We start from the raw sequence: 19,225 nt of genomic DNA, 5'->3' as shown, positions 1-19,225 counted from the left end.
AACCTATAAGATATGAAAAAGAAAGCATTTAGCGCTGCACTCGCAGCCATTTTCCTGTCACTTCCCGCATCACTCGGTGCACAAACAGTGACATCGCCTAATGGAAACATCGTTGTAAAGTTCTCTCTTCAAGAAGGAGGTGTTCCAACTTATGAGATGACCTATAAGAAAAAGCCAGTCATTTTGCCGTCACATTTGGGTTTAGAACTGAAGAAAGACAAACACGTAAGCAAAGGCATGAATGAGACAAACCTCATGGATGGCTTCACAGAAACAGCTCATAAGACCACCACTTTCGATGAAACTTGGAAGCCAGTGTGGGGAGAAACGGCCACTATTCGTAATCATTACAACGAACTTGAAGTGGATCTCAACCAACCAGAGAGCAAAAGAAATATCGTTATTCGCTTCAGAGTATATGATGATGGCATGGGATTTCGCTATGAATTCCCACAACAAAACGAACTGAACTATTTCATTGTGTCGCGTGAACGCACACAATTTGCTATGGCAGGTGACCATACTGCCTACTGGATTCCAGGCGATTACGATACACAGGAATACGAATCTGTCATCTCTAAACTATCCGAAATACGTGGAAAGATGAAGGATGCAGTGACCGAAAACTCGTCACAAACACCCTTTTCACCCACAGGTGTACAGACATCTTTGCAGTTAAAAACCAATGATGGCCTCTACATCAACCTGCATGAGGCTGCATTAATCAATTATCCTGCTATGCATCTCAACCTCGATGACAAAAACTTTGTCTTCGAAAGTTGGCTTACTCCCGACGCAGTTGGCAACAAAGCCTACGTCCAAACGCCATTCAATACACCATGGCGTACAGTGATGGTGAGCGACGATGCACGCGATATGTTAGCCAGCAACCTTATCTTAAACCTCAACGAGCCTTGCAAAATTGAGGACACAAGCTGGATACATCCCACGAAATATTGTGGTGTTTGGTGGGAAATGATTGCGGGAGGCAAGCCCTGGGCCTACACCTTTGATGTACCTTCTGTGCACCTTGGCGTGACCGATTACACCAAAGTGAAACCCAATGGCATTCATCCTGCCAACACTGCCAACGTGAAACGCTACATCGACTTTGCTGCAAAAAATGGTTTTCAGCAAGTGCTTGTCGAAGGATGGAACATTGGTTGGGAAGATTGGTTTGGTCATTGGAAGGATAATGTCTTCGACTTTGTCACCCCATATCCTGATTTTAACATCAAAGAACTCAACGAATACGCACATAGTAAGGGTGTGAAACTCATGATGCATCATGAGACTTCGGGCTCAACAGACAACTATGAACGTCGCATGGACGCTGCATATAATCTCATGAATCAGTATGGTTACGATGCTGTTAAGAGCGGCTATGTAGGCGATATTATCCCCCGTGGCGAGCATCATTACAGTCAAAGCACCAACAATCACTATTTGCGTGCCATCCAAAAGGCCGCTGAAAAGCATATCATGGTAAATGCACACGAGGCTGTTCGCCCCACAGGTTTATGCCGAACCTATCCTAACTTGGTTGGAAACGAGAGTGCACGCGGCACCGAATACGAAGCTTTTGGTGGCAATGCACCCTATCATACGCTCATCCTTCCATTCACTCGTCTGCAAGGAGGCCCAATGGATTACACACCAGGTATCTTAGAAACCAAACTCAACAAGTGGTGTGACAATCAAAGTTATGTACACACTACGTTGGTAGGCCAGTTGGCTTTGTACCTCACCATGTATAGTCCATTGCAGATGGCAGCCGACCTTCCTGAAAATTATGAGAAATATAACGATGCATTCCAATTCATTCGCGATGTGGCTTGCGACTGGGATGACTCGAAATATCTTGAGGCTGAACCTGCAAAGTATATCACAGTAGCACGTAAAGCCAAAGGAACCAATAACTGGTTTGTAGGTGGAAAGTGCGACGCAGATGGCCATTTATCGACTATCAAGTTCGACTTCCTCGACAAAGGACGCACCTATACGGCCACCATCTATGCTGATGCAGCCAACGCTCACTATGATAAAAACCCATCAGCCTACACCATTACGAAACGAAACATTAAGAAAGGCGACACGCTTAAAATAAAAGAAGCACCAGGAGGAGGCTTTGCTATTAGCCTCATCGCTAACAAATAACCCCTCAAACAACACAAAAACGACGAAGCAGGAATGCGGTTTCATACCAGCATTCCTGCTTTTTTATATCCTTTTTGCTACAAAGCCATTCTATCCGTAACAACGATATGCCCTAAAAGCCCGTTTAAATTCTCTCTAAAAGGCAATTAAAGTTACCAGTAAAATCCCATAGAAAAAGGTGAGAACGAAGCCCTACACAAATCATATAGCCCTGCTCTCACCTCGTTTTGCTATGAAAGTCTATGCGCTCTTTCGCTTAGAGTTGTGCTTCTACAGCCTTTTCTACCTCTTTCATATCCACGGTAGGTTCAAAACGAGCTACAACCTTTCCCTCACGATCAATCAAAAACTTCGTGAAGTTCCACTGAATATCATTCTGTTTGCGTGGCTCTGTATTAGCTTTATTATAAAGCTCTTCCATCACCTTTGCCAATTTCTCCTCATAGGCACCACCGGCATAGCCCTTTTCTTCTTTCAACCAAGTGAATAAAGGCAACGCATTTGCGCCATTCACATCGCTCTTTTTAAACTGAGGGAAGTCGGTTCCAAACTTCATTGTGCAAAATTCTGTCACTTCTTCATCGCTACCTGGCGTCTGATGTCCAAACTGATTGCAGGGCACATCCAATATTTCAAAGCCCTTATCACGCAGCCTTTTATACATTGTTTCCAATGCTTCATACTGCGGTGTGAAGCCACATCCCGTTGCAGTATTCACAATCAAAAGCACCTTTCCTTTATAATCAGCCAAACTAACGTTGTTGCCCTTCTTATCGGTCAAACTGAAATCATAAACTGTCTTCATTGTCTTTTGCTTTTTATTTGTTGTGATGTTAAACATATTCCGTGCCAAACGACCATCTTTTTCAAAATCTTCGTCCAACCCGTCTTTGTCATAATTCAATGCCATCTTATTGTAATTTTAATTTTATTCGTGAAAGAATCTTTTCCTCGTTTGCAAAGATAGTATTTTTGTTATCCCATACCAAGAAGGCATTCAAAACTTTAATACTTTTTAAACTAAAATCGTTTGCGATGTAGTTTTGCGCATTTTGAATGACTGTTTTGTGATAACAGGCTATCTTTCAAGCTGAAAACAAGAATTTCTCCACATTGCCTTCCCATACAAAAAATGATATTTCTCCCTCCTAATTCACAGAAGGACCAATGCAAAATGACAGACAGCGCCCTAAAAGCACACCATCTATACACCCCATTATTGTAAATAAATTCTACCAAAAAACACCCCATCAAAACTCCTTCAAATAGAAAATCTGACACACCAAAACATGCCTTTTCGCGCAAATCTATCCACCTTTACACCCAAACCCTATGCTTTTCGCGAGTAAAGTCTATCACTTTTGTGCACAAACACAGCCGTTTTACTCGCAAATCCAGCCTAAAAAGCAAGGCAAAACAGCCCCTTTTTCCCTCTTTTTCACCATCAAAATCACCGAAAAAACCATTCCCTTTCATTATCATATTGATTATAAGCCAATTAGAACACGCGCTTCTATTTCGCCCATACGCCATCCATCGCCTCGCCATTTGAAATAAACAAACTACAGAAAGCCTTTTGTAAAGGAAAGTGATTGCACCACCTGCCCCACAAACAAAAGAAAGATTTAAGCCTCAGCCGTCAACCAAAAATGAGCTTTAGTGAACCAACAATTCAGAAAAAAAACCTACCTTTGCACAGATAGCAAAACAAACAAGGACATGATTTTATTAAGCTTCGACACCGAAGAGTTTGATGTGCCGCGCGAACATGGCGTCGACATCTCCTTAGAAGAGGGCATGCGCGTGTCTATTGCGGGCACAACACGCATCTTAGACATCCTGAAAGCCAACAGCGTGCAGGCCACATTCTTCTGCACCGGCAACTTTGCTGTGCACGCACCCCACATCATTCAGCGCATCATCAACGAGGGACACGAGGTGGCTTGCCATGGTGTCGACCACTGGCAACCCAAAGATGACGATGTATTTCGGTCGAAAGAAATCGTTGAACGCGTGGCTCAACAGCCCGTTTATGGCTACCGACAGCCCCGCATGTTTGCCGTTTCCGACCACGATATTCAGACCGCCGGCTTTCAATACAATTCATCTTTGAACCCAGCCTTTATTCCCGGGCGCTACATGCACCTGCGAACGCCGCGCACATGGTTTATGAAAGATGGTGTCATGCAGATACCAGCGAGTGTCAGTCCCAAACTGCGTATTCCGCTTTTTTGGCTGGCTTTGCACAATTTCCCCGAGCGTTTATACCACCGTTTGGCACGACAAGTGCTCCGCCACGATGGCTATTTCGTTACTTATTTTCATCCTTGGGAATTTTATGCACTGAAAGAACATCCCGAATACAAGATGCCTTTCATCATCAAAAACCATAGTGGCGAAGCGCTATCTGCCCGACTTGACCGCTTCATCAAAGCCATGAAGCGCGACCATCAGCCATTTATCACCTTTAAAACATTTGTCGATCAACAGCGCAAAAACAATGATTAAACTCGCAACCGTTTCGCCCTGCTTCAACGAAGAAGAGGGATTGGCGCAGTCGGTGGCCAAACTCACCGACCTTTTTCAAGCGCTGATTGCCGAAGAAAAAATAGCTCCCGACTCGATGATTGTGCTGGTTAACGATGGCAGCCGCGACAAAACCTGGGATATTATCAGCCAATTACACCGCGACAATCCGCTCGTTCGGGGCATCAACCTTTCCCACAACGCCGGCCATCAGAATGCCATCATGGCCGGAATGATGACGGCTAAGAACTGGGCCGATGCCGTTATCACGCTCGATGCCGACCTGCAAGACAACTATCGCAAATGTATTCCCGAAATGGTCGATGCTTTCTTGGCAGGCCACGACATTGTCTATGGCGTGAAAGTGTCGCGACAAGCCGACCCATTGCTCAAACGCATGTCGGCCCAAACCTTCTATCATCTGCAGAAAACCATGGGCGTTGACAGCATTTTCAACCATGCCGACTTCCGCCTGATGAGCCGAAAAGCCCTGCTGATGCTGGCCGATTACAAAGAACGTAATCTCTATCTACGCGGTTTGGTGCCCCTCATTGGTCTGCCATCAACCACCGTTGACGACGAAATCAGTGCGCGCGAAGCAGGCCACTCCAAATACACGGTGCGCAAAATGATGCACTTAGCGCTCGATGGCATCACCTCGTTCTCGGTGAAACCCATCTATTTCGTGGTCTATTTAGGCCTGTTCTTCCTGCTCATCAGTTTGGGCATCGGCGGCTATGTCATTCATTCTTTCGTGGCACACACCGAAGTTGCAGGCTGGGCTTCTATCATTTTAAGCATCTGGTTGGTTGGAGCTATGCTCATGATGGCTATCGGTGTGGTGGGTGTTTACATCGGAAAAATCTACGAAGAAGTGAAACACCGCCCACTTTATCACATCAGCGACATCTTAGATTAAGCCACAACACATGCAAAAGACACTTCAACCCCTGTGGAAACGCTGGCAAAACGACTTCTGGCGCGTGGCACGTTTCGGGCTCACGGGCACACTTTGCTCGGCGCTTCACTATGGTATTTATTGCCTTTTTCTGTTGTTCTGCTCGGCCACATTAGCCTATACGGCCGGCTATGGCGTGGGCTTGGTAGCCAATTATGCCCTCACCACCTACTTCACCTTTCAAAAAAAGCCCACGAAACACAATTTCTTGGGCTTCGTGGGCAGTCATATTTTAAACTATTTTTTAGAGATAAGTCTGCTGCATTTGTTCCTATGGATGGCCGTAAATCAATGGCTTGCTCCCATTTTAGTAATGGCTATTGCCGTGCCTGTCAACTTTCTGCTGTTGCGTTTCATATTCGTTCGTAACAAGAAATGATTTGCTCAGCCACGTTTTGGTTCTCAAATCGTTTCACATACTGCCGACTCTTTTCCACCATTTCTGTGCGGTTCTGCATGGCTTTTTCCACCGCTTCGGCCAACCCTTTGGCATCATCGGCATCCACATAGAGGCTATCGGGGCCACCAGCTTCTTCCAAACAACTACCCTTTGCAGCCACAACGGGCAAACCACTCTGTATGGCTTCGATAATAGGGATGCCGAAACCTTCATAACGAGAGGGATAGATAAAGGCCTCAGCTTGCCTGTAAATGGCAGGCAAAAGGTTGTTGGGAATGCCTTGAATGAAATGCACTCTGTCGCCAATACCCAAAGATTGAATGGCACTGTCGAGCTTCTTTTGGTAGGAAGTCTTCCGTCCCACCACCACAAGGTGCATGTCTTGGGGCAAGAAGGGGAGCGCTTCAATGCCCAAAAGAATGTTTTTGCGCACCTCAACCGTGCCCACATTCAAGAGATAGCGTGCCGGAAGCTGATAGCGTTGGCGGGCTTCGGCCAACGCATCTTCACCAACAGGCTGGCTGAAATAGCTGCCACAACTTTGATAAACCAAATCGATTTTCTCGGCAGGAAAGTTGCTATAGTGCAGAATGTCGCGCCGAGTACACGCGCTAATGGCAACAATACGCGTGGCTTCCTGCAACATCTGATAGAACTTCAGCTTGTAAATAAAGGCATCTATCGCGGGATAGAACTCGGGATGACGCAGAAAAATCAAGTCGTGCACCGTCACAATGCCCGCAATTCCCGCCTTCTTAAGTCCGAAAGGCAGCTCACCCGAAAGGCCATGATAGAGCGAAACGCCATCTTGTTGCAACCGTTTCACCACACCATGCATGCGCCATAGGTCGCGTTGCAAGCGCAGATGCAAATGAGAAGGATAAACAAACGTCACATTCTCTGCCGGCAAAACTTGTTCGCGCAACACCGCTTTTCCGTCGTCGGGTGCATACAATCGCAACTGCGTTTGGGGCAAAAGGGGCGCCAAATCGTTAATCAACGTGCGGCCATAACTACCCAATCCGGTGCCATTGCGCACAATGCGCTTGGCATCATAACCTATCCTTGCATACTTATTCATGACTGTTTTCATTTAAAGGAGCATAATCTTTCGTGTATAACTCATAGCAAAGGCAAAACCAAAGTAGGCTAATGGGCAGCGCACGCAGTGCATAAGGTTGGATAATGGCTGTGCGAATGGCTTTCGGAATGAGGTCACTGTTGCCCATTCCCGACAGGATAAACACAAAAACCATGAGCCAAACAGCCCATTTGCCACGCTCGAAAGGCGCCGAAACATACCATATCGCCGCACCTAACAGCGCAATAATATAACCACTTGACTCGCTTCCGGTGCTGAAAAGAATGATAAACATAAGCACAGAGGCTAAGATGGCCTCACGAAAAGCGAGATGCTTGTATTGCGAAAAACGCAGATAGGGGAGGGCAAAGAGCACCATTCCGGGCACAATGAGCCACAAATCGGAATAGTTTTCGCAACCGGTTGTGCGGCGAACCATCCCCAAGAGCGAAATGTTCTGCATCAATGCGTGCAGGTTTTCGGTGTTCTTTTCGGCCAAACAAACCCACCATTCGTGGTATTGTGCCACAACATAGTGGGGCGAACTGATGAGCATCGGCAGACAAAACAGCACCACCGACCACAGCAACAACCAAAGAACGAACCGCCCTTTGTGACGAGAAAAGAGGAAAAAGGCCAGCCCTACCACGCCATAGAGCTTCACCAATGTGCCCAAAACAATGAAGAAGGCCGCCCAAGGCTCTTGCTCTTTCTCCACTAAAAAGAAGGAAGAGAGCACCATTGCGGCAATGGCAATGTTGAATTGTTGCATAAACAAAGCCGTCAACAAGGCAAAACCACAAAACCAATAGATGAAAACTTGCTGGCGATGGGCGAGCGTTGATCGATAGATAGCTGCGTAAAGCCACAACGTTAAGCACAACAACCAAAACAAAAGTCCCACCCAATGGGGCAGCAAAGCAAAGGGAGCAATGATCAAAGAAAATAAAGGTCCATAATGATTGACGTCAAAATATTCGGCCGGATAGGCGGCATAGAGCGACGTTTGCTGCCAAGTGTGCCAAAAAACGCCGCGGAAAATCAGGAAGTTATTATCACTTCGGTGATATTTCAGCATGCCAACGAGGGCTAAAATCGTCCAGATGCCTAATAAAAAATAACGGTTTTGGAAAATCGGATGGCGCAAAAAGGCCTTCAGTTTGTCGTATATCATCATTGTTTTTGTTGTTAACATGCACCTATTCCAACCGCTTTGCAGGGCAAAGAGCAAGCCAATGGGGCATGGTTTGAAATGTGATAGTGCAAAGTTAAACATTAAATTTGGTTCTATTCCGCAGGAATGCAAAAAATAAATCATTCGCATAGAGAACGATATTGTAGCCTTTTCCACCATCATTTCTTCGCACTGATGACAGCAAACCCTACAAACAACTTGCGCTTTAATTTGGTTTTCGCTGCAAAAATGTGTAACTTCGCAAAAGAATAGAAAGATTAAAGTTCGAAATGAAGCATGTTTTGCAATCGAAATGGGGCAGTAGCGTTGCCCTGATATGTAATATTTTGGGAGCTTATGTGCTCTACTTCATCGCACGACTCATCTATGTTTTCAGCAATTGGAGCTATTTTTCGGAAGGGTTTTCAGGGGCCACTATCGGACAATGGATAAAGGGTAGCTTACTGTTTGATACCACAGCGATTGTCTATACACATATACCTTATGTGTTGTTGATGCTCTTTCCGCTTTGGATGAAGGAGCAACTGGGCTATCAAAAGCTATGCAAATGGGTGTTTGTTGTTGTCAATTCCATTGCCTTAGCTATCAATTTAGCCGATGCAGTTTACTTTCCTTTCACCCTAAGGCGCACCACAATGAGTGTGTTTCAAGAATTTAATAACGAGCATAATCTCGGGAGTATAGTGCTCCATAACGCCTTAACACATTGGTATCTTGTCGTGGCTTTTGTTCTTCTTGTGGCCCTCATGCAACGGCTTTATGTGATGCCTCGCACCACGATTGCCACGTTTCCAACGCCCAAAAGCCGCTGGATGTATGGATTGCAGCAGTTTGTTTGTCTTGCCATTGCTACCATAGGTATCGTCGCTGGCGCACGAGGTGGCTTGCAATCTGGTGTGCGTCCCATCACCATCAGCAATGCAAACCAGTTTGTTGAGCGCCCAACTGACTGTGCAGTGGTGCTCAATACGCCCTTTGCTTTGTTGAGAACGATAGGTAAAGCCGACTTTGTGGTGCCGAATTATTATCCGAACGTGCAGGCAGCAGCGCAGGTTTTCAGCCCCATTCACATGCCCGATAGCACACAACCGCACAAGAAAAACATTGTGATTTTGATTGTTGAGAGCTTCGGAAGAGAATATATCGGTGGCTTTAACCGTGACTTTTTCGACGGAAAGTACAAGGGTTACACGCCCAATGTGGACCGCCTCATCGAGAAAAGCTTGGTTTATCGCTACTCATTTTGCAACGGACGAAAGAGCATTGACGGCATGCCTTCCATTCTTTGTAGCATTCCTCGCTTCGGAGAACCGTTCATTTTAACGCCCGCTTCGATGAATGATTACACGGGAATGCCTGGGCTTTTGAGTCAATGGGGCTATCAAACGGCCTTCTTTCATGGTGCCAATCGTGGGTCGATGGGCTTCTTAGCATTCTCGAAAAAGATAGGTTTTCAGCACTATTATGGTCGACAAGACTACGACGATGATAAGCGATTTGGGGGCGATGAAGACTTCGATGGCAACTGGGGAATATGGGATGAGCCCTTTCTTCAGTACTATTGTGCGAAAATGAGCGAGATGAAAGAGCCCTTTATGACGGCACTTTTCACCGTATCGAGCCACGATCCGTTCGTCGTTCCCGCCCAATATAAGAACATTTACAAGGAAGAACATCTGCCGATTCAGAAGTGTATTCGTTACACCGACATGGCGATTGGCAAATTCTTTGCAACAGCCAGCAAGCAGAAATGGTTTAAAAACACGATTTTTGTGCTCACCAGTGACCATACAAACCAAAGCGATCATGCACAATACATGACCGACATCGGTGGCTTTTGCTCGCCGATTATCATCTATGATCCATCGAATGAAATCAAAGCTGAACGCAAAAACGCCATCGCTCAGCAAATAGATATCATGCCAACGCTGCTCCATTACGTGGGATTTCCTAAGCCTTACATGGCTTTTGGCGCTGATTTATTCAACACTTCTGACGACAATACGTGGGCCGTTAACTACCTCAATGGCATCTATCAATACGTGAAACATGGTTATGTTTTGCAATGGGATGGCACGCAAACGAAAGCCATTTACAAGCTAACGGATTTGCTTATGCAGCATAATCTCGTGGGAAAAGTGAAAGAACAACAGCAAATGGAAACCGAACTCAAAGCGATTATCTATCAATATATGTACCGCATGGTCAACGATAAACTTCGCCCCAACGCTACAAAAGAATGAAGAAATTTTTTCAACACACCGCTTATTTCATCGCCTATGGCATTTGGTGGTTCCTCTCTTTGCTGCCATTTTGGGCACTTTATCTGCTATCCGACGCACTTTACCTGCTCATATCGCATGTTGTTCGCTATCGACATCGCGTGATTTGGCATAATCTTCGCACCTCTTTCCCCGAGAAATCGGAGGATGAACTCCGCCAAATTGAAAAGGATTTTTACAAGTGGTTTTGCGATTATATCGTGGAAACCGTGAAACTCATCACGATGAGTAAGGAGCAATTATTGAAGCGAATGACCTTCACCGGCGTAGAAAAACTAAATCAATATGCCGCTGAAGGGAGGTCAGTAGGCGTGTATTTAGGTCATTTAGGTAACTGGGAATGGATTACTTCGCTGCCCTATTGGACCCAAAATGCCACTTGTTGCCAACTTTATCACCCTTTAGAAAACGAATATTTCGACCGACTTTTCCGCTATGTTCGTGAGCGAAATGGAGCTTATTGCATCCCTATGCAAGAGTCATTGCGCAAGATTTTGGAGTTCAAGAAAGCCAATAAACCCGTCATTGTAGGATATATCTCCGACCAAACTCCCTTTTGGTGGAACATTCATCACTGGCTAACTTTCCTCAATCATGATACACCTGTGCTCACAGGAGCCGAGCGAATTGTGAAACATACCGACCAGGTTTTCGTGTATGGCGATATGAAACGTGTGAAAAGAGGCCATTACAACTGCGAGTTTAAGGTGCTTAGAGAGGACACAAAGCAAGCCAAACCATTCGAAATCACCGATGAATATTTCCGCAATATGGAACTATCTATCCGTCAACAACCCGAAATTTACCTCTGGAGTCACAACCGATGGAAACGCACAAGAGCCATCTTTGACGAACATTTTGAATATGTTGATGGCAAAGTGCGCTTGCAAAAAGGGAAAGATATGATTTGGTGAATCAGCTTATAAGATTGTTTTTTAAGGATAATAGGATCGCTTTTAGTGCACAAAGCATCATTTCTTCTGCCGCTCTTCCATTAACTTAGCCACAATTTCAAACTGATAACCCGCATCAAGCACAGCGTGAATCAGCCCCGGACAGCCATCCAAGAAACCACGTTTCAGCAGATAGGACTTCACAAAACGATAGAGTGGGCGATAGAATAGCGCCATCTTGCCATAGTTTTTCTTACGCCTACGCGGCACTTCATAGTCAGAATAGGTGTTATTTTTACGGATAATGTCGGCCACACTATCATTGGCAAGGTGTTCAAATGCAAGATCCCGCTGGGCAGAAGGAATGCGAATAATGCGTCCTCCCACCTCAGGTGAGGCATGAATGACGGGAGGCCAGTTGCATTTCTCGCGCTTTAAGAACCGAAGAATATAGTCGGGATAACAGCTATGCATCATCTTTCCCATGAAATAATTCTTGCGTGGGATGGCTATTGCGGCGAAATCGGCCTCGGTTTCGATAGCCTTGTAGAGATAGTTGCGCAGAGCTACCGGCACAATCTCATCAGCATCGACCACCAACACCCATGGGCAACGTGCCTGGTTGATGGCAAATTGCCGAGCTGGTTCTACGATGCGATGCGCTCCTTTGGGAAAAATCACGACCCTACACCCATAGGCTTTGGCTATCTCGAGCGTATTATCGGTGCTTTCCATATCGCAAACGAGTACTTCATCAAAACCCTTTACCGCTTCAAGCACCATGGCAAGATGGCGCGCCGCATTATAAGTGTTGATTACAACTGTAATCCCTTCTGTCCGGTTCATGATTGCAAATGTACACATTATATTTGTGCTTTAGCAACGAAGGCATATAAAATATGACGCACATCATTTCTTTTTATCAAAACGCTTGCACTGGTTATGAAAGGAAAATAGCGCAAATTCAACGATAATCTATGCTGAATTATCCGATAATATAGCCCATATTACACCACAATTACTACTATTTTTGTAAGCCTACACAAAGGGACTACAAACACAACAGCCAGCACTTCAATACTGAAGTGCTGGCTGTTGCCATGTAATCCCCTTCACAAACTACACGTTATAGCCTTCAAGGATGCGACGGGCACCACGATATTTGCGGGCATAATAGCCTTCATCAATGTCGCTTATGGTGACACCACGACCACAACTGGAATGAATGAATTTGAAACCACCATCATTTTCTACTTCACAAACAATGCCTACATGGCCGATGTTATGGCGATTGGAGCCGAAAAACACTAAATCGCCCACCTGAATTTCATCTTTATCGATAGATAATCCTTGTTTCCATTGGTCACGACTCGAACGCCCCAACGAAATATTCATACATTTATAGATGTAACTTGTGAAGCCCGAACAATCAAAACCCTTAGGGCTTGATGCACCATAACGATAGGGTGTGCCTAAAAAATTGCGTGCCTTGGCTATCAAATCAAAGCCCGAGACATTGAAAAGGGCTTCAAATTCACTATGTCCTTCATCATCATTTGCCAGCTCAACTTCAGGTTTATGTTGCGCACGTCGATGTGCAACAACGATAGAAGCCGAGGTTACGAAGAGTAAAAATACAACTAATATTTTTTTAAAATTCATTCGAAAGGATTTTTATATGTCAAACAAAGATAGTGATAATGAGCTACATAGACAAACCAACATGACATAAATTAAGAGAACAAGGTGCCTCACCTCTTTCTATTAAGGTCTTTTAATTCCGTTTAACCCACACTTAAACCCCAAAAGAGAGAAAAACATCGTGATGAAATGAAAAAGAAATGCGAAAAGAGGAAGAACCGTTTTTTTTCTGTAATTTTGCAATATTATTCCGTTTATACAGCATATGAAAGTTCTAAAAGCAGTTATAAAACTTATCCGTCCTGAGCAATGGCTAAAGAATGCATTCGTGTTTTTGCCTATCTTCTTTAGCCAACTTCTCTTCACAACAAGCTATTTAATTGCTGTTGTGTACACGACGCTTGCGTTTTGTTTCATTGCAAGTGCCATCTATTGCCTCAATGATATTATTGATGTTGAGCGTGATCGCAAACATCCTAAGAAGTGTTTGCGCCCCATAGCAGCAGGGCTCATCAGCCCTGTTGCAGCCTATTGCATCATGATGGTGTGCATCGCTCTATCCATACTATTTGGTTATCTGTCGGGAAGCAATCGTTTTGCCGTGATAGGTGTTTTGCTTTTCTACCTCATCATGAACATCGCTTACAGCCTTAAGCTCAAACAATATGCCATCGTCGATGTGTTTATCATTGCCATTGGCTTTGTGTTGCGTGCCTTTGTCGGTGGAATATGCTGCGACATCATGCCCACACACTGGTTGTTACTGATGACGTTTCTTTTGGCACTCTTTCTTGCTTTTGCCAAACGTCGCGATGATGTGGTGCTCTATGAAACCGAGAATATCCTTACACGCAATAACATTACGCGCTACACCCTTAGCTTTCTCAACCAGGTTATCGGCCTCATTGCAGCGATAACAATGGTGTGTTACATCATGTACACGGTGAGTCCTGAGGTGATTGCGCGCTTCCATTCTCCCTATATCTATTTCACTTCCATCTTCGTTTTGGCGGGAATCATCAAATATTTACAACTAACGATGGTCGATGTGAAGAGTGGAAATCCCACAAAGGTGCTGATGAAGAATCGATTTATCCAATGTTGCGTGGTGGGTTGGATTGTGAGTTTCTTCCTTATAGTTTATATCGGAGAATGGCATCTATAATTATATCTCACGCGAAGCGGATGCAAAATGAGCAAAGATGGACAGTTTATGATACCCATTTCTTCGAATAAAAGCAAAGAAAAATCAATTATTAACAGCCCATATCGCTTAATAACAAGGAAATATAAGAATGACCTATAGATGTTATGAACATAAAAGTCTCGCAGAATTTGCGAGACTTTTCATTTCTATTTGCCCATGTTTTGCAAGATAAAGCTGTAAATATCGGCTTGCTCTTCAATCTGTTTGCTCAAGGGTTTGCCGCCACCATGGCCGGCTTTGCTATCAATACGAATCAAAATAGGTGCTGTGCCACCTTGTGCCTGCTGCAAAGTTGCAGCAAACTTAAAGCTGTGTGCGGGCACAACACGGTCGTCATGGTCGGCCGTTGTAATGAGTGTTGCGGGATAGTGCACACCTTTTTTAATATTATGCAAAGGCGAATAGCCCCGCAAATAATTAAACATTTCCTTTGAATCTGCCGACGTTCCATAGTCAGGAGCCCAGTTCCAACCAATCGTAAAACGATGATAACGCAACATATCGAGTACACCTACCTGTGGAATACACACGGCATAAAGGTCTGGACGCTGCGTCATACAGGCGCCAACCAATAGTCCTCCGTTGCTTCCTCCTACGATAGCAAGATGCTTTTTGTCGGTATATTGCTGTGCAATAAGCCATTCAGCGGCGGCAATAAAGTCGTCAAACACATTCTGCTTCTGCATCTTTGTTCCAGCCAAATGCCACGCTTCGCCATACTCACTTCCACCTCTTAGGTTCACTTGTACATAGATTCCACCTTGCTCAAGGAATGGAATTCGCAGGGCAGAAAACGATGGATAGAGCGGAATATTGAACCCTCCGTAGCCATAAAGGAACACGGGATTTTTGCCATTGCGCTTCAAACCTTTTTTGAATGTGAGGAACATGGGCACACGTGTGCCATCTTTACTGGTGAAAAACACTTGCTTCGTTTCGAAATTTTTACTATCAAAAGCCACCTTAGGTGCAGCATAAACCGATGCTTTTCCACTATTCACATCCAACTGATAAATGCTTCCTGGCGTAGTGAAAGAGCTGAAAGAATAGAAACATTCTGCAAGATCTCGCTTGCCATAAAAGCTTGCTGTGCCCGAAGGTAATGCTATTTCTTTCCGGTTTTTGCCCTGCATATCACACCAATAAGCATGTGTGCAGGCATCTTTGTTATAGCTTAAAATGAGCTTTCCATTGGTAAACGTGACATCTTCCAACACACTTTCTCCCTCAGGGATAACCTCTTTCCATGCCGATACACCCGGATTTTTCAAATCAGCCACCATCAATCGGTTCTTAGGAGCACCCCAATTCGTGAAGATATAAATGCTGTCTCCGATGTTTTCTTGCGGTGAATATTGACACGACATGTCGTTAGTCATCTGGATAAATTGTGCATCGGGCTGGCGTAAGTCGCGCACAAAGAGGTTGTTTCCATTGCCTTCTCCCGACTCAATGAGGTACATAAGCGTCTCCTCTTTGTTAACACTTACATGATAAAAGCGCAGGGGATGGGCTGGATTTTGATAAAACAACACATCGTCTTTCTGCGGCGTTCCCAACCGATGATAATACACTTTGTGCACTTCATTCTTACCACTAAAGGCATGTTTTGTGGGTGCATCGTAGGCACTATAATAGAAACCATCGCCTTTCCAAGCCGCACCACTGAACTTTGCCCATTCAATATGATCGGACAAATCGCGTCCAGTCTGCAAATCTTTAACATAGATTTCTTGCCAATCGCTGCCACTTCGGCTAATGATATAGGCCATATAACGCCCGTTATGCGAAAAGTTTATCCCCTTTAATGCCACTGTTCCATCGGCACTTAACTTGTTTGGATCGAGCACTTCGATAAGTTTTCCACCCAAATGCTCCATCTTATAAAGCACACTTTGGTTTTGCAAACCATTGTTTTTATACACATACCACGTGCCATGCACATGAAAAGGTGTGCCAATCTTTTCATAATTCACCAGCGTTTTCATGCGCTTCATCAACCGTTCACGCTGTGGAAGTTTGTCCAAATAACTACGCGTTAGCTTGTTTTCTGCCGCCACCCATTGCTGCGTTTCAGCACTATTATCGTCTTCAAGCGGACGAAAAGGGTCGGCAATCTCTACATCAAAGTAACGGTCTTTTGCGTCACTCTGCGGTGCCTTAGGATAGTGAAAAGATTGTGCCTGTGCACTCATTGTTGCCAAAGTCATGGCGGATAACATAACCATTTTAAATTTCATGATGAATTATAATTTGTAAAACGTTCCACGAAAATACACAAACTTCTGAGCCATCGCTATGAATCATGCGTTAAAAGAAAATAAAATAGCACCCTTTTGGCACATTTGTTACCCAGTAAACCTTGCATTAGCATGTATCTTTGCATTAAAAATCAGAACAAAATAAATAAAACAATTATGGCACATGGACATGATATTCTCCACATGATGGAGGGCAATAACTATCAAAACAAAGAAGAATTGGTGAACGCTATCATCGAAAAGTTTGGCCCAAACGAGCGATTTCACACTTGTTCGGTCGATGGATTCACCGCAAAAGAGATGGTTGATTTCCTCGAAGCACGCGGGAAATTCAAGCCATCACCAACAGGTGGTTTCACAGTTGACATGACACAGATGTGTCATCACTAAGTTCACACGTTGTAAATCGCACACAACAACACCGTTTTCAACCCCAAATAAAAGGAGGAAATGCACATGGATAAGAAGATTGACCTTTCAAAACCGGTTTATGATTTAGTGAAACAATATCCCGAACTCACCGACATCATGGTGGAATTAGGATTTTCTGAGATTACAAAAAAGGTGCTACTCAACTCAGTAGGCAAGTTTATGACCATCCCAAAAGGCGCAGCCATGCGCGGAATTGCCATGACCGACATCGTGATGGCGTTGCAAAAGCATGGGTTTACGCTGACAGGTGAGCAGCTATCGGGCGCACAATCGGGCATGACGGGCTTGAAATATGCACCCAACGAGCGCAACGAAAAGCTGAAATCCTATTTAAAACGGTTGGGAAAAGGCGAATCATTAGAGAGCGTTCGCGCTGACTTTAAAGCCGAATTCAGCGATGTTGAGGCGGCAGAAATCATGCAAGCCGAGCAAGAACTCATGGCCGAAGGCACACCTTTGCGCGAGGTTCAGCAACTTTGCGATGTGCATTCAGCACTCTTCCACGGTGCAACCCGCGAGGAACAGATTATGAATGCCGAGCGCGAAGTGGCTGCTTCGGTCGACAGAACCGAGCAAGCTCACGCCATGGCAGCATCACATGCACAAGAAGCTGCAGCGCTTTTGGCGGTCGATGGGCACCCCGTTCAAACCTTTATGCGCGAGAATCAAGCCTTAGAAACCTTATTGGCTGAGGCTTTTAAAGCCGCAGAAAATCGTACATCGGTAGACGAACTCTTGCCCCGTTTGCGCGAGATTGGCATACATTATGCCAAGAAAGGCGACTTGCTTTTCCCCCATTTAAAGGTGAAATATAACATCTCAGGGCCTTCGCAAGTGATGTGGACCATCGACGATGAGATACGCGATGAGCTTGCATCCTTAGCCAAAAACGCCAACCATGACGATGCTTGGTGGCAACGATTCAAAGATGTTTGCGTGCGCATGAAGGAGATGATTTATAAGGAAAACAACATCTTGCTGCCCATTTGCGTGGCAAATTTCACCGAAGATGAGTGGCACAATCTTTATCAAGACAGCAAAGATTACGCCCCATGTTTTGGCATAACGCCCCACGAATGGCCGGCTGCTGAGGCAAAGAAACACGCCATTCCACAGCACGAAGGCGAGATTGTTATGCCTGGTGGGCACCTCACTTTAGAGCAATTAACAACGATGTTGGATACACTTCCCATGGAGATAACCTTCGTTGATGCCGACAATTTCAATCGCTATTTCAACGATGGTGAAAAGGTATTTAAACGTCCTTCAATGGCTATCGATCGCGAAGTGTTCAGTTGTCACCCACCAAAAATAGAACCCATGGTACGTGCCATCATCAGCGATTTGCGTGCAGGTAAACGTGATCAGCTACCCATTTGGATGGAAAAGAATGGTAAACCCTACTTGGTTAACTACATGGCTGTGCGCGATAAAGCAGGTAACTATGTTGGAACAGTAGAGGTGGTGCAAGATATGTCATTTGCAAAAGACCACTTCCTGCCTTCAAAATAAAAGGGCTTGATACCCATAAAACATGATGAAATCTTGCAGAAGAGGGTGCTATAGTCTCAAACATAAAAGACTATAGCACCCACACTGCACAAAAATGGAAACGGATAGACGCCTAAGCATCTACCCGTTTCTCTTGTTTATCATTACCAATCTTTACCTTATAAGCTTCTCTTATAGTAGTTAGCAGCCTGCGTTGATTTTGCTATAAATATTCACTGCTTGTGAAACTACTGCTGCTACAACTACTGCTACAATCATCAATGTTACCATAATCTTTTTACCTTTTAAAAAACTAATTGATGTCCCTTTGACATCTTGTTACTTATTATCCTTATTTTTACGATGCAAAGGTAGCACTTTCCTAAACAGATACGAACCAAAAAGGACTTGGAAAACACAAAAAGGCACAAAAAATTGCGATAAATCAAGACGCACGAAAAGACTTCTATGAAGATTAATAGGTAAAACACACTTAAAAACCCCCTCTTCATACTGAGCAACTAAGTACTTATAGCTTCTTTATGCTACTGCAATAGCATACCACAAACACGCTATTTCAGTACCACCTAATTATCAGGTTGTTACAGATAGACTCATAAAATGGCCTATATTATCTTGCAAAATAGCCCTTTTTAGGCACTAAAGTAGTAGCTTTTAGTGGCTAAAAAGATAGCTTTTAA

Annotated in this window: 15 protein-coding genes; 9 read left to right on the top strand and 6 right to left on the bottom strand. The window is 44.5% G+C overall.

The features are described from left to right. Positions 1-12 precede the first annotated feature (12 nt). On the top strand, positions 13-2,157 hold the full coding sequence (locus tag X919_RS0109040) for a glycoside hydrolase family 97 protein (protein WP_028899833.1): 2,145 nt from the start codon (positions 13-15) through the stop codon (positions 2,155-2,157). 256 nt (positions 2,158-2,413) lie between these two features. On the opposite strand, the gene X919_RS0109035 is transcribed toward X919_RS0109040, so the two are convergent. Beyond that, the gene (locus X919_RS0109035; RefSeq protein WP_028899832.1) at positions 2,414-2,962 is read right to left on the bottom strand and encodes a glutathione peroxidase; all 549 of its coding nucleotides are present in this window, start codon (positions 2,960-2,962) and stop codon (positions 2,414-2,416) included. Positions 2,963-3,816: 854 nt separating this feature from the next. Between X919_RS0109035 and X919_RS0109025 the strand changes: the two genes are divergently transcribed. The 3 genes from X919_RS0109025 to X919_RS0109015 are packed head-to-tail and all read left to right on the top strand — an operon-like array spanning position 3,817 to position 6,020. Further along, positions 3,817-4,665 carry a polysaccharide deacetylase family protein gene (locus X919_RS0109025; RefSeq protein ID WP_256380403.1) on the top strand — a complete coding sequence of 283 codons (849 nt, stop codon included), beginning with the start codon at positions 3,817-3,819 and terminating at the stop codon, positions 4,663-4,665. Further along, positions 4,658-5,602: a glycosyltransferase family 2 protein gene (locus X919_RS0109020; RefSeq protein ID WP_028899829.1), complete on the top strand. Its 945-nt coding sequence runs from the start codon at positions 4,658-4,660 to the stop codon at positions 5,600-5,602. Before X919_RS0109025 ends, X919_RS0109020 begins: the two co-directional genes overlap by 8 nt. 10 nt (positions 5,603-5,612) lie before the next feature. After that, positions 5,613-6,020: a GtrA family protein gene (locus X919_RS0109015; RefSeq protein ID WP_028899828.1), complete on the top strand. Its 408-nt coding sequence runs from the start codon at positions 5,613-5,615 to the stop codon at positions 6,018-6,020. On the opposite strand, the gene X919_RS0109010 is transcribed toward X919_RS0109015, so the two are convergent. Both X919_RS0109010 and X919_RS0109005 read right to left on the bottom strand, forming a co-directional pair. Next, the gene (locus X919_RS0109010) at positions 5,995-7,122 is read right to left on the bottom strand and encodes a glycosyltransferase family 4 protein (protein WP_028899827.1); all 1,128 of its coding nucleotides are present in this window, start codon (positions 7,120-7,122) and stop codon (positions 5,995-5,997) included. The genes X919_RS0109015 and X919_RS0109010 overlap by 26 nt on opposite strands. Then, entirely contained in the window at positions 7,115-8,299 is a 1,185-nt protein-coding gene (locus X919_RS0109005; protein ID WP_371212587.1) for a glycosyltransferase family 87 protein, read from the bottom strand. Before X919_RS0109005 ends, X919_RS0109010 begins: the two co-directional genes overlap by 8 nt. A gap of 287 nt (positions 8,300-8,586) precedes the next feature. Between X919_RS0109005 and X919_RS0109000 the strand changes: the two genes are divergently transcribed. Then, a complete protein-coding gene (locus X919_RS0109000) occupies positions 8,587-10,560 on the top strand; it encodes an LTA synthase family protein (protein WP_028899825.1) in 1,974 nt (657 codons plus the stop codon). Next, complete coding sequence (locus tag X919_RS0108995; RefSeq protein ID WP_028899824.1) at positions 10,557-11,513, top strand: lysophospholipid acyltransferase family protein; 957 nt, start codon at positions 10,557-10,559, stop codon at positions 11,511-11,513. The genes X919_RS0109000 and X919_RS0108995 overlap by 4 nt, the downstream gene beginning before the upstream one ends. A gap of 57 nt (positions 11,514-11,570) precedes the next feature. On the opposite strand, the gene X919_RS0108990 is transcribed toward X919_RS0108995, so the two are convergent. Next, entirely contained in the window at positions 11,571-12,338 is a 768-nt protein-coding gene (locus X919_RS0108990) for a glycosyltransferase family 2 protein (protein ID WP_028899823.1), read from the bottom strand. 273 nt (positions 12,339-12,611) lie between these two features. Further along, complete coding sequence (locus X919_RS0108985) at positions 12,612-13,154, bottom strand: C40 family peptidase (RefSeq protein WP_028899822.1); 543 nt, start codon at positions 13,152-13,154, stop codon at positions 12,612-12,614. A gap of 244 nt (positions 13,155-13,398) precedes the next feature. Here X919_RS0108985 and X919_RS0108980 point away from each other — a divergent pair, with 244 nt between their 5' ends. After that, positions 13,399-14,298 carry a UbiA prenyltransferase family protein gene (locus X919_RS0108980; RefSeq protein ID WP_028899821.1) on the top strand — a complete coding sequence of 300 codons (900 nt, stop codon included), beginning with the start codon at positions 13,399-13,401 and terminating at the stop codon, positions 14,296-14,298. A 188-nt stretch (positions 14,299-14,486) separates the two neighbouring features. Here X919_RS0108980 and X919_RS0108975 read toward each other — a convergent pair whose 3' ends face one another. Then, positions 14,487-16,580 (bottom strand): prolyl oligopeptidase family serine peptidase, encoded by a 2,094-nt coding sequence (locus X919_RS0108975; RefSeq protein WP_028899820.1) that lies wholly within the window; start codon positions 16,578-16,580, stop codon positions 14,487-14,489. Positions 16,581-16,757: 177 nt separating this feature from the next. On the opposite strand from X919_RS0108975, the gene X919_RS0108970 reads away from it, so the two are divergent. Beyond that, the gene (locus tag X919_RS0108970; RefSeq protein WP_028899819.1) at positions 16,758-16,991 is read left to right on the top strand and encodes a YecH family metal-binding protein; all 234 of its coding nucleotides are present in this window, start codon (positions 16,758-16,760) and stop codon (positions 16,989-16,991) included. Between the two features lie 66 nt (positions 16,992-17,057). Next, positions 17,058-18,545, top strand: coding sequence for a DUF438 domain-containing protein (locus tag X919_RS0108965; protein ID WP_028899818.1), 1,488 nt, complete (start codon positions 17,058-17,060; stop codon positions 18,543-18,545). Positions 18,546-19,225 lie beyond the last annotated feature (680 nt).

The organism is Prevotella sp. HJM029, from assembly GCF_000599605.1.
Lineage (GTDB): Bacteria > Bacteroidota > Bacteroidia > Bacteroidales > Bacteroidaceae > Prevotella.
The sequence above is the reverse complement of the archived record's forward strand: the minus strand, read 5'-3'. Positions and strand labels throughout refer to the sequence as shown.